The organism is Sphingomonas radicis (assembly GCF_051400635.1).
Classification (GTDB): domain Bacteria; phylum Pseudomonadota; class Alphaproteobacteria; order Sphingomonadales; family Sphingomonadaceae; genus Sphingomonas.
This window is the reverse complement of sequence record NZ_JBLFFG010000002.1, coordinates 276,357-288,611: the sequence shown is the minus strand read 5'-3', so window position 1 is coordinate 288,611 and position 12,255 is coordinate 276,357. Positions and strand designations below refer to the sequence as shown.

At 65.8% G+C, this 12,255-nt stretch carries 10 protein-coding genes; 7 read left to right on the top strand and 3 right to left on the bottom strand.

Annotation, left to right across the window (positions count from 1 at the left end):
• Positions 1-34: 34 nt before the first annotated feature.
• Positions 35-1,186 (bottom strand): bifunctional 2-C-methyl-D-erythritol 4-phosphate cytidylyltransferase/2-C-methyl-D-erythritol 2,4-cyclodiphosphate synthase, encoded by a 1,152-nt coding sequence (locus ACMGDH_RS08280; RefSeq protein WP_436827471.1) that lies wholly within the window; start codon positions 1,184-1,186, stop codon positions 35-37.
• Positions 1,187-1,270: 84 nt separating this feature from the next.
• Here ACMGDH_RS08280 and dusB point away from each other — a divergent pair, with 84 nt between their 5' ends.
• From dusB to hflX, 7 genes are all read left to right on the top strand, one after another.
• Positions 1,271-2,269, top strand: coding sequence for a tRNA dihydrouridine synthase DusB (dusB, locus tag ACMGDH_RS08275; protein ID WP_436827470.1), 999 nt, complete (start codon positions 1,271-1,273; stop codon positions 2,267-2,269).
• On the top strand, positions 2,245-3,339 hold the full coding sequence (locus tag ACMGDH_RS08270; protein WP_436827469.1) for a two-component system sensor histidine kinase NtrB: 1,095 nt from the start codon (positions 2,245-2,247) through the stop codon (positions 3,337-3,339). Before dusB ends, ACMGDH_RS08270 begins: the two co-directional genes overlap by 25 nt.
• Positions 3,336-4,778 (top strand): nitrogen regulation protein NR(I), encoded by a 1,443-nt coding sequence (ntrC, locus tag ACMGDH_RS08265; protein ID WP_436827468.1) that lies wholly within the window; start codon positions 3,336-3,338, stop codon positions 4,776-4,778. Before ACMGDH_RS08270 ends, ntrC begins: the two co-directional genes overlap by 4 nt.
• A gap of 60 nt (positions 4,779-4,838) precedes the next feature.
• On the top strand, positions 4,839-7,142 hold the full coding sequence (locus tag ACMGDH_RS08260) for a sensor histidine kinase NtrY-like (RefSeq protein WP_436827467.1): 2,304 nt from the start codon (positions 4,839-4,841) through the stop codon (positions 7,140-7,142).
• On the top strand, positions 7,139-8,518 hold the full coding sequence (ntrX, locus tag ACMGDH_RS08255; RefSeq protein ID WP_436827466.1) for a nitrogen assimilation response regulator NtrX: 1,380 nt from the start codon (positions 7,139-7,141) through the stop codon (positions 8,516-8,518). Before ACMGDH_RS08260 ends, ntrX begins: the two co-directional genes overlap by 4 nt.
• A gap of 97 nt (positions 8,519-8,615) precedes the next feature.
• A complete protein-coding gene (gene hfq, locus ACMGDH_RS08250; protein ID WP_436828222.1) occupies positions 8,616-9,134 on the top strand; it encodes an RNA chaperone Hfq in 519 nt (172 codons plus the stop codon).
• Between the two features lie 7 nt (positions 9,135-9,141).
• Positions 9,142-10,434, top strand: a complete 1,293-nt coding sequence (gene hflX / locus ACMGDH_RS08245) for a GTPase HflX (protein ID WP_436827465.1) — start codon at positions 9,142-9,144, stop codon at positions 10,432-10,434.
• Positions 10,435-10,448: 14 nt separating this feature from the next.
• Here the strand turns inward: hflX and ACMGDH_RS08240 are convergent, their stop codons facing one another.
• Positions 10,449-11,486 carry a serine hydrolase domain-containing protein gene (locus tag ACMGDH_RS08240; RefSeq protein WP_436827464.1) on the bottom strand — a complete coding sequence of 346 codons (1,038 nt, stop codon included), beginning with the start codon at positions 11,484-11,486 and terminating at the stop codon, positions 10,449-10,451.
• Complete coding sequence (gene mazG / locus ACMGDH_RS08235; RefSeq protein ID WP_436827463.1) at positions 11,483-12,241, bottom strand: nucleoside triphosphate pyrophosphohydrolase; 759 nt, start codon at positions 12,239-12,241, stop codon at positions 11,483-11,485. Before mazG ends, ACMGDH_RS08240 begins: the two co-directional genes overlap by 4 nt.
• Positions 12,242-12,255 lie beyond the last annotated feature (14 nt).

The following is a 12,255-nucleotide window of genomic DNA, read 5'->3' as shown; positions in this document are numbered from 1 at the left end:
CAGGCCTCTGCCATCATGTGCTCCGGGATGCGAGTCATCCGTTGCCGTCCGGTACGCGCACCGTCGCGATCGCCTGCGCGGCCATGCCCTCGCCGCGGCCGGTGAACCCCAGCCGCTCGGTGGTGGTGGCCTTCACGCTGATCCGGGATTCGGGAAGCCCGAGGATTGCGGCGATGCTCGCCCGGATCGCGACGCGATGCGGACTGATCTTGGGCGCTTCGCAGATGATCGTGAGGTCGATGAAGTCGATGATTCCGCCCTGAGCTGCTAGGAGGCTCGCGGCATGTTCGAGGAAGCGGGCAGAGGCGGCGCCGCGCCATTTCGGATCGCTCGGCGGGAAGTGCATGCCGATGTCGCCTGCGCCGATCGTGCCGAGCAGCGCATCGGTGATCGCATGAAGCGCCACATCGGCATCGCTGTGGCCGGACAACCGCTTGATATGGGGAACCGGGATGCCGCCGAGCCACAGTTCCTCGCCCTCCCCGAAGCGATGCACGTCGAACCCCTGGGCGGTTCGCACACGCATGTTCCCGGCATACCGCGCCTCGGCGGCGGCGAAATCTGCGGGGTGCGTGATCTTTTCCAGCATGGGGTCTCCAGCGACGATCGCGACTGCATGGCCCAGCGCGCGTACCACCTGGGCGTCGTCGGTCGCCTCCATGTTCTCCGGCCAGGCGTGGTGGGCAATCAGGAGCGTCTCAAGGTGAAAAGCTTGCGGCGTCTGTACGCGCATCAGTCCTTCGCGAGGCACATTCTCGCCCAGCGTGTCGCCTCCTCGTGCCAGCGTGTCTGCGACAGGGAGCGCGGGCAGGGCACCCTCGTGCGTGTCCAGTGCTGCGATCAGCGCGTCGATGATCGTCGAGGACAGGAAAGGACGAGCGGCGTCATGGATCAGCACCCGGTCTATGCCCGACAACGCTTCCAGCCCGTTGCGCACGCTCTCACGGCGAGTCGCTCCGCCGAGCACGAACCGCCCAGGGCCCAGGGCTGCTGCCAGCGCCGCCTCTTGGCCTGAACCGATCACCACCAGCACTTCGTCGATTGCCGGGTGCGACGCCAGGACGTCATAGCTGTGCGCGATCATCGGCTTGCCTGCAAGCGGCGCGAACTGCTTGGGCACGGCCCCGCTGGCGCGGATACCCTGTCCAGCGGCGACGATCAGTGCGGCGGTTCTCGGCTGCCCCATGGCCGCGCGACCTAGCGGGGAACACCTGCCTTGCCAATCGGCGCTTGTGCGGCTAGGCGCCGATGCCTATTTTTCAGGCAGATCATGAGCGAACTCGCCCCCATTCAGATCGGTCCGGTGCGGATCGAAGCGCCGGTGCTGCTCGCGCCCATGACGGGCGTGACGGACCTGCCGTTCCGCCGCGTCGTGCGCCGCTACGGCTCGGGGCTCAACGTCACGGAGATGGTCGCGAGCCAGGCGGCGATCCGCGAGACGCGCCAATCAATCCAGAAATTCGCGTGGGACCCGATCGAGGACCCGGTGTCGATGCAGCTCGTCGGCTGCACGCCCCATGAGATGGCGGAGGCAGCCAAGCTCAGCGAAGATCGGGGTGCCGCGATCGTCGACATCAACATGGGTTGCCCGGTCCGCAAGGTGACCAGCGGCGACGCCGGCTCGGCGCTGATGCGCGATCTCAAGCTCGCGGCGTCGCTGATCGAGGCTTGCGTCAAGGCGGTCAGCGTTCCTGTCACGGTCAAGATGCGGATGGGGTGGTGCCACGACAGCCTCAACGCGCCCGAGCTGGCGCGCATTGCCGAGGATCTCGGCGCGAAGATGATCACCGTCCACGGCCGCACCCGCAATCAGATGTACAAGGGCTCGGCGGACTGGGGCTTCATCCGCACGGTGAAGGACGCGGTATCGATCCCGGTGATCGCCAACGGCGACATCTGCACAGTGGAAGACGCGCGCGAGGCGCTGCGCCAATCGGGTGCGGACGGCGTGATGATCGGCCGCGGAGCCTATGGCAAGCCCTGGATCCTGCGCCAGGTGATGGACGCGCTCACCGGCAAGGGCGAGCGTCTTGATCCTTCGATCGACGAACAATATCGCCTTATTACGGAACATTACGTTGATACTCTCGCGCATTATGGCAATGAGGTCGGCGTCAATATGATGCGCAAGCACATCGGCTGGTACACGAAGGGGCTCACCGGCTCGGCCGAGTTCCGCAACAAGGTGAACCAGATCGCCGATCCGGTCCGCGTGCTCGATCTCCTCGCAGAATTCTACGGGCCATGGCGTTCGCGCGCGGCGGCCTGAAGCGCCTCAAACCAGAGCCTGCGGGTCCGAGCTTCGCCGAACTGTTCGCCGCGCTTCCCGTCGCCGTGCTCGTGATCGACCCCGATGGGCGCATCGCACACGCCAATGCCGCCTGCGAGCTGCTGCTCAACCACAGCGAAAAGGCGATGACGGGGCAGCCCTATGATGCAGTGCTGCTCCCGCCCGACGATTATGCCGATCGCCGCGACGGACACGGCTTCGCAGCGTTCGACATCGAGATTGCCGCAGTCCGGGGCCCGCGCATCCGAGTGGATTTCGTCGAAAGCCAGATCGCGGATCGTCCGGGCTGGCGGATCGTGACGCTTCACCACGCCCCTCAGGCGCGGCGGATGACCCAGGGCGCCGACCGCACCGCGGGCGCGCGCGCTGCGGTTGGAGCCGCGGCGATGCTCGCGCACGAGATTAAGAACCCTCTGTCGGGGATTCGCGGCGCGGCCCAGCTGCTGCGCAGCAGCGGCGAGGATGCCGAGCTGACGCAGCTCATCACCACCGAGGTCGATCGTATTGCGGCACTGATCGATCGGATGCAGGACTTCACGGACACGCGTCCGCTCAAGCTTGCCCCCACCAACGTCTACCCGCTGCTCGACCACGCGCGGCGGGTAGCACTCGCGGGATTTGCGCGCGGAATGGTGATCGAAGAGCGGTTCGATCCTTCGCTGCCGCCGGTGCTGGTCGATCCCGATGCCTTTCTCCAGGTGCTGCTCAACCTACTCAAGAATGCTGCCGAAGCGTTGGGAGGACTCGCGCAGCCGCGGATCACGCTCGCTACGGCATATCGCCACGGCATGTCGGTGAGCCCCGGCGCCGGGCGGCCGCGGCGACCGCTGCCGATCGAGATCGTCGTGATGGACAATGGTCCGGGCGCGCCCGCCGACATCGCCGAGCATCTGTTCGAGCCTTTCGTCTCCGGCAAGCCGGAGGGGAAGGGGCTCGGCCTGCCTCTGGTCGAGAAGCTGGTGCGCGACATGGGCGGGATCGTCCAATATGCCCGCGAGCGCGAGCCTGAAGTGACAGTGTTCCGCATCCTGCTGCCGAGGGCCGGATGACCGGCTCAGTACTCATCGTCGACGACGACGCTGCGATCCGCACCGTGGTCGCGGCCGCGCTCAAGCGTGAGGGGCATCGCGTCGCGACGGCCGCGAGCATTGCCGAGCTGCGCCGTGCAATCGACGCCGGCCTCCCCGACGTGCTCGTGACCGACGTGGTGCTTCCGGACGGCAACGGCCTCGATGTGGTGGCGTCGCTCACGGCCGATCATCCGCATTTGCCGGTGATCGTCTTCTCCGCACAGAACACGCTGGCCACCGCAGTGCGCGCCACCGAAGTTGGCGCGTTCGACTATCTGCCCAAGCCTTTCGATCTCGACGTGCTGGCACATGCAGTACGCGGTGCGATGGCGCGCGGGCGCCGTGAACCTGCCGACCTGCCGATTGCCGAAGCCTCGGGCGGCTCCTCACTGATCGGCCGCTCGCCGGCGATGCAGGAAGTCTATCGCGTGATCGCCCGCGTCGTCTCCAACGATCTGACGGTGCTGATTTCGGGCGAGTCGGGTACGGGCAAGGAGCTGGTTGCCAAGGCGATTCACGAACTGGGGCCACGCCGCCGCGCGCCCTTCGTGGCGCTCAATATGGCGGCGATCCCGCGCGAGCTGATCGAGGCCGAGCTGTTCGGGCATGAGCGCGGCGCGTTCACCGGCGCGGCGGCGCGCGTCGCAGGCAAGTTCGAGCAGGCCGCAGGCGGCACGCTCTTCCTCGACGAGATCGGCGATATGCCGATGGACGCACAAACACGGCTGCTGCGCGTGCTCCAGTCCGGCGAGTTCACCACCGTGGGTGGCGCGCGTACGATCAAGGCCGATGTCCGGATCGTGGCCGCGACCAACAAGGACCTGAGCCAACTCGTCCAGTCCGGCCAGTTCCGTGAGGACCTGTTCTACCGGCTCAACGTCGTGCCGGTCACGTTGCCGGCGCTGCGCGAGCGGCGCGAGGACGTGCCGTTGCTTGCGCGCCATTTCCTCGACCGGGCTGCCGAGGCCGGCCTGCCGCACAAGCAGCTGGATGGCGACGCGATCGCCGTTCTCAAGGGCTATGACTGGCCCGGCAACGTGCGCGAGCTCGAGAACCTCATGCGCCGCATCGCCGCACTCTCGCGCGACGAATGGCTCGACGCAGAGACGATCCGCCGCGCGCTGGGCGAGGCGAGCTCGGCACAACCTTCCTTTCGCGATGCCGGCATCGAGGCGGCCGTGCGCGCCCGGCTCGAACGCATCGCGATCGAAGAGCCACAAGCCCTCGACGACGGCACGATCTACGATCGCATCATCGGCGAAGTCGAGCGCCCGCTGATCGAGGCAATGCTCGCCCGGCACCACCATAACCAGCTGCGCGCCGCACGCGCGCTGGGCATCAACCGGAATACGCTGCGCAAGCGCCTTGATACACTGGGAATCGATTTGAGCGACGTCCGGCCGGTCGGTACCGAATAGCGACAGGTTGACGAATATTATGTGTTTTCCGGGCAACGTCTGTGTTGTATCCCGGCAACGATGGATGCCGTAGCCGAGCAGACTGCCGAACCTGCACCGCGCAAGCGGCGGCGGTTCGGCATCACGCCTACGATATCCTTCGAAAGCCCGACCGCGCATCTTTCTTCCAAGCGCGCCCGGCTCTTGGAAATCGTCGTAATGGCGTTGGCAGTTGGGACGCCGATTGCGACTTACATTATCGTCAGCGCCGCCAACGCGCGCGACCAGCTATTCAGCCCGCTGGACGCAGCGCTTATGCTGCTGGCGAACCTTTTGCCGTTCGTTGCCCTGATCGTGCTGATCGGCCGACGCATAGCAATCCATCGCGCGTCGAAATCGGCACTCGCGGGCGGCGGTCGCCTGCACGTCCGGCTCGTGGCGATGTTCACCTTGATGGCGAGCGTGCCGATCGTCCTGACGGTGATCGCAGCCTCGGTGATGTTTCAGTCGGGCGTCCAGCTATGGGGCTCGGACCGTGCGGTGAGCGCATTCAATACCACGGTGGAGTTGGCACGCGAGGGTCAGCGCGTGGTGCTGAGGCGCTGGACGGGGGAGGCGCGGACCATGGCGGACGATCTCCTCAACAAATTCCCGGGGCTCCCGCAGCGGTCCGCTGCGTTCCAGGAGGAGTTCCTCGGCCAGACCTACTACCGCAACCTCTTCCAGTCGGTGCTGTTCCGAGCAGTGGATGGCCAACGCGTCGAGGTACTCTACGCCTATGAAGCGCCTGAAGCGACCGCGTTCGCATCACGCGTTACTGGCCAGGTGCTCAGCCTCAAGGACGACGAGGTCTATTCCAATTTCGATGCGCAGGTGCTTTGGGTTGTCACACCTGTCGATCGTACGCGGGGCGTTTTCCTGTACGTGGCAACTCCCAATGACGTTGAGTTCCTACGGAATCAGGGTATCTCAGCGAGTAAGGTTGTGGCCGACTACCAAGGATTGCGTGCCCGAGCGCGGGCGCTGCAATTGCAGTTCAACGCGCTGTTGTTCGGCGTGGCGCTGTTGATCATTGGCATCGCCACCTGGATCGCGCTCGCGGTTGCGGATCGGCTGGTGCGTCCTGTCGATCAGCTTGTCACAGCCGCTCGACGCATCGCGGGGGGCGATCTTAGCGCACGCGTGCCCGAACCGCACACGCTCGATGAGATCGGTACACTCGGCAATGCCTTCAACAGCATGACCGGCCGGCTGGAGGCGCAGCGCAACGCGCTCGTCACTGCGAACGCCCAGCTCGAAAGCCGCAGCGCGCTGATCGAGGCAGTGATGTCCGGCGTGTCGGCGGGCGTCATCTCGATCGATGCGGAGCGGCGCGTGCGGCTGATGAACGCATCGGCCCGCGCATTCCTGCGTCAGGAAGGGGGCGATCCCGTCGGCCGCAAGCTCGAGGATATCGTACCCGAGCTCGATGCAATGCTCGACGGTGCCGAGCGCGAGTCGATTGTCCAGATCGGTAGCGGCGGCGAAGCGCGGACGCTGGCGGTGAAGATCACCACAGACGAGGCGGGCAAGGTCCTCACCTTCGACGACATCACCCAGCAGCTGCTCGACCAGCGCCGCGCGGCATGGTCGGACGTAGCGCGGCGGATCGCGCACGAGATCAAGAACCCGCTCACTCCGATCCAGCTCGCCGCCGAACGGCTCCAGCGGCGTTACGGGAAACAGATCGAAGGCGGCGAAGGCGTGTTCGCGCAGCTCACCGAGACGATCGTGCGCCAGGTGGGCGATCTGCGACGGATGGTCGACGAATTCTCTTCGTTCGCGCGCATGCCCAAGCCGCTGTTCCGGGTGGAATCGCTGTTCGATATCGCGCGGCAGGCGCTCTTTCTCCACGAAGTCGCGCATCCGACGATCCGCTTCGAGCTCAAGGCGCCGGAAACCATACCGAGCCTCGTCTGCGACCGCCGCCAGATCGGCCAGGCGCTCACCAACGTCGTCAAGAACGCCGTCGAGGCGATCGAAGCGCGCGGGGAAGGGGAAGCGCTCCCGCAGGGCGAGGTGGTGATGACGATCGAAGTGGAGGACGAACGCCGCATCCTGCTGACTGTCGAAGACAACGGCATCGGCCTGCCCGTGGAACGCGATCGGATCGTCGAGCCCTATATGACCACGCGCAGCCGCGGTACCGGCCTCGGTCTCGCGATCGTGAAGAAGATCGTCGAGGAGCATTTCGGAACGATCGGTTTTGCCGACCGGCCTGGCGGCGGGACGATCGTCACGCTCTGTTTCGACACCGAACAGCTAGCCCCGCTGGCCGCGCGCGACAGCCAACCCGAAGAAGAGCCGCGGCCCGCCGCCCTGACCAGAACCGGAACCAAGAAATGAGCCTCGATATCCTCGTTGTCGATGATGAGCGCGACATTCGCGAGCTGGTGGCGGGGGTGCTCGAGGATGAGGGATATGCGACGCGGGGCGCCGCCGACAGCGATTCGGCGCTCGAGGCGATCGCCGAACGCCGGCCCAGCCTGGTCCTGCTCGACGTCTGGCTGCACGGGTCGCGCCTCGACGGGCTCGAGCTGCTCGACGAAATCAAGCGCCGCGATCCGTCGCTACCGGTGCTGGTGATCTCGGGCCATGGTAACCTCGACACCGCAGTCGCGGCGATCCGGCGCGGCGCCTCGGACTTCATCGAGAAGCCCTTCGAAGCCGAACGGCTGCTTCTGCTGGTCGAGCGCGCGACCGAGACCGAGCGGCTCCGGCGCGAAGTCGCGTCGCTCCGTGCCTCGGCAGGGCGCGATGCTGACCTCACCGGCACCTCCGGCGCGATCAATTCGGTGCGCGCGACGCTCAAGCGAGTCGCCTCCACGGGCAGCCGCGTGCTGATCACCGGCGGCCCCGGCGTCGGCAAGGAGATCGCCGCACGCCTTCTCCACGGCTGGAGCCAACGCTCTCCCGCGCCCTTCGTGATCGTCAGTGCAGCGCGCATGACGCCCGAGCGGGTAGAGGAGGAGCTGTTCGGCGTGGAGGAGGGCGGGGATCTCGTCCGTCCGGGCCTGTTCGAACAGGCGCATGGCGGCACGCTGTTCCTCGACGAGATCGCCGACATGCCGATCGCGACTCAGGCGCGGATCCTGCGCGTGCTCACCGACCAGAGCTTCAACCGGGTCGGCGGCACGCGCGTGGTGAAGGTGGACGTGCGCGTCGTCTCAGCCACCTCGCGCGATCTCCAGGCCGAAATCGCCGCGGGGCATTTCCGCGAGGACCTCTATTACCGGCTCAATGTGGTGCCGGTGAACATCCCGCCACTCACCGAACGGCGCGAGGACATTCCCGCCCTCGTCGAGCATTTCGTGGCCCATTACGCGAGCGAACGACGCGTACCGACGCCCGAGGTCGCGCCCGACGCGATGGTCGCACTCCAGAGCTACGAATGGCCCGGCAACGTTCGCCAGCTGCGCAACGTGGTCGAGCGTACGGTGATCCTCGCGCCGGGTGACCGGATCGGCCGGATCGACCTGGATCTGCTTCCTCCCGAAGTGCTGGGTCGACAGGGCGATCTCGGCAACGGCATGGGCGCGAGCGCAATCATGGGCACGCCCCTCAAGGAAGCACGCGAGACCTTCGAGCGCGAGTATCTGCGTGTCCAGATCCGGCGTTTTTCGGGAAACATTTCGCGCACCGCGCACTTCATCGGGATGGAGCGCTCGGCGCTGCACCGTAAGCTCAAGCTGCTCGGGATCACCGATACGCGCGAGGAATAGGTTGGACGCGCGGCCGCGGAAATCCTAAGATGCCGGCCATCCGCGCCGGGGTGGCGTGGTACTCCGACGCCGGGAAAGCGGCGCGACGCGGGACAGGATCCCGCCAAGAATAGAAGGCAAAGGCATGGCAGAGAAGCAAACCTCGCTCCAGGACCTGTTCCTCAACTCACTCCGGCGCTCGAAGGCGCCCGTCACGATGTTCCTGGTGAAGGGCGTCAAGCTGCAAGGCATCGTGACCTGGTTTGACAATTTTTCGGTGCTACTGCGGCGCGATGGCCAGTCGCAGCTCATCTACAAGCATGCGATCTCCACGATCATGCCGTCGGGGCCGGTGGACCTCCAGCAGCTCATCGAAGCGGTGGGAGAACATCAGGCCAAGAACCCGGTATTGCAGGAGATTTTCCTGAACGCAGTACGCCGTCAGCAGGAGAATGTGACGATGTTCCTGGTGAACGGCGTCATGCTCCAGGGCCAGATCGCGGCGTTCGACCTCTTCTGCATGCTGCTCCAGCGTGAAGGCATGGCGCAGCTGGTCTACAAGCACGCCGTCTCCACGATCCAGCCTGCGCATCCGCTCAACCTGGCCGAGGAAACGAACGCCTCCGACGGCGATTGATGCGTCCATGAGCACGGGTTTCGATCGCGATCCCGACGAGTTTGCGCGCGGGGCGAGGGCGGCCGTCGTCTATCCAGAGATGGGCGGCAGCTCGCGCGACGCGGACTCGCGCCTGGAAGAGACCGCCGGCCTCGCCGCCGCGATCGGCGTGGACGTGCGCGAGAAGGTCGCCATCAAGCTGCGCCAGCCCAAACCGGGAACGCTGATCGGATCGGGCCAGGTCGAGGCGCTGGCCGAGACGGTCCGCGACGAGGAACTTCAGCTTGCCGTGTTCGATGCGGCGCTCACACCCGTGCAGCAGCGCAACCTCGAGACCGCGCTCGGCTGCAAGGTGATCGACCGCACCGGATTGATCCTCGAGATTTTCGGCGAGCGCGCGCGCACCGCCGAGGGCCGGCTCCAGGTCGAGCTCGCGCACCTCGACTATCAGGCCGGCCGGCTCGTGCGGAGCTGGACTCACCTCGAGCGCCAGCGTGGCGGCTTCGGCTTCCTCGGCGGTCCGGGCGAGACGCAGATCGAGGCCGACCGCCGGCTGATCCGCGACCGTATGGCGCGGCTGCGCAAGGAGCTCGACCAGGTGAGCCGCACGCGTACGCTCCACCGCGACCGCCGCCAGCGCGCGCCATGGCCGGTGATCGCGCTGGTCGGCTATACCAATGCCGGAAAATCCACGCTTTTCAATCGCCTGACCGGGGCTGACGTCATGGCGGAAAATCTGCTCTTCGCAACGCTGGATCCGACGCTGCGGCAGATCTCGCTGCCGGGCATCGACAAGGCGATCCTCTCCGATACGGTGGGCTTCGTCTCGGAGCTTCCAACCCAGCTCGTCGCTGCGTTCAAGGCGACGCTCGAAGAGGTCGTGTCGGCTGACCTGCTGATCCACGTCCGCGACATTGCGCACCCGGACACGGAGGCGCAGCGTGCCGATGTGGAGAAGGTGCTGGGGGAGATCGGTGTGGCCGAGACGACTCCGCGCTTCGAGGCATGGAACAAGATCGATCTGATCGACCAGGAGCGCCGGGCGGAGGTCCTGGAGGAGGCGGCGCGGCGCGCGGACGTGATGCCTATCTCGGCAGTGACCGGGGAGGGTGTGGACGCGCTCATCGACGCCGTCGCCGCCAAGCTCACCCAGGGCCACAGGCGGTACACGATCATGCTGGACTCTGCCGACGGGGCAGGAGCGGCCTGGCTTCACCAGCACGGCGAAGTGCTCGACCGGCGGCTCGAGGACGACAATGCGATCTACGAAGTGCGGATGGCCCCGCGCGACTATGAGCGGTTTGGGATGCGCCAGAGCTGACCGTCTACAGGATGCTAGCGGCCGGCGTCGGCAGCGAGCAGCGCCTTGAGGATGGCCTCGGATCGGCGTTGTCCATAGCCCTGGCCATAGGCGCTAGAGGTAATCGCAATGACCATATGCCTGCTCGGGATCACATAGATCTTGTTTCCGCCGTTTCCTGAGGCGAACGACACGGGCACCGGAACATCGCCGACCCGGTGGGTCTTCGAGTACCAGAAGTAGCCATAACCATCGGCGTAAGGATCGCTTCCGGAGATCGTCACTCTGGGTGTCAGTGCCTCCCGCAGCCAAGCGGCGCTGACCACGCGGTGGCCGCCATAAACGCCTTCGCCCAGCACCATCTGGCCGATCGCCGCAAAGCCGCGGGCAGTGAGCCACAAATTGCCTTGCCCCTTTGTAATGCCTGCAGCATCGGACGCCCAACGCCAGCGAGTTATGCCGAGCGGGCGGAAAAGCGCCTCGTCCGCGAAATTGGCCATCGGGCGGCCCGCGGCTTTGGTCACTACGAGGCCGGCGACATAGCTGGTGAGCGAATTGTAGCGATAGACACTGCCCGGCAGAGCTGCGCGCGGGACGCCCAGCGTGAAGACCAGCGGATCAGGCGCAGCGTCGAGTCTGTCTTCATTACCGGGGGAGTCCGGATCCTCGTCGAAGGCAGCCAAGCCGGAGCGCATCGTCAGCACGTCTGCGAGGCTCACGTCCCCGATCGCGCTGCCGCGCGCCTCAGGCCAATAGGCGCCAACCGCATCACCGACGTTGCGGATCAGCCCGCGATCGCGCGCGATACCGACGAGCAGTGCCGTGACGCTTTTCCCCGCTGAGCGGACGTCGTGCAGCGTGTCGACGTTCTCGCCGTCATAGTAGCGTTCAGCCACGATCCGCCCGTGCCGCAGGACAACCACCGCGCGAAGATCGCGATGCTCGTCCTCATTCCAGGCAGCGAGAGTGTCGGTCAGTTTGGCATCGGTTCGAGCCGTCGCCGGATCGGTCGAGCCGAGCAGGATTGCCGCAAACGCAAGCGCGGCACCTCTTATTGTCGCGATCCCGATCATTGGGCCAGTACGCTCTTGGCTCGCTGCCACAGCGCTTCCTTGGCTTCGAGGTCCAACGCTTCGAAACCGTCGTCAGCTTCTATTTCCATCATCTTGAAACGGTGTTCGAATTTAGTGTTCGCGCCGCGGAGCGCGGCCTCGGCGTCGACACCGAGCTTGCGCGCCCAATTGACCACCGCGAACAGCAGATCGCCGATTTCCTCCTCACGGTCGGCATCGGAGTTTGCCGCTTCAACCTCAGCCAGTTCCTCGTCGATCTTGGCACGCGGACCAGCGGCATCGGGCCAGTCGAATCCGGTGCGGGCGGCGCGCTTCTGCAGCTTTCCGGCGCGGAGCAGGGCGGGAAGGCCGATCGCCACTCCATCCAGTGCGCTCTCATGGCCCTTTGCGCCACGCTCCTCGGCCTTGATCTGCTCCCAAAGATCATGGCCGCCCTCGGTCGCGCCGAGGAAGATATGGGGATGGCGGCGCTCCATCTTGTCGCTGATCGCGTCGATCACATCTTGAAGCGCGAAGTGACCGGCTTCCTCCGCCATCCGGCTGTGGAACACGACTTGAAGCAGCAGATCGCCGAGCTCGTCCTTGAGCTCGGCCATGTCGCCGCGCTCGCAAGCGTCAGCAACCTCATAGGCTTCTTCGATCGTGTAGGGCGCGATCGTGGCGAAGGTCTGGACCGTGTCCCATTCGCAGCCCCGCTCGGGATCGCGCAGCCGCGCCATGATCGAGACCAGGCGATCGATGTTGGCAATGCTCATGCGCGGAAATCCTT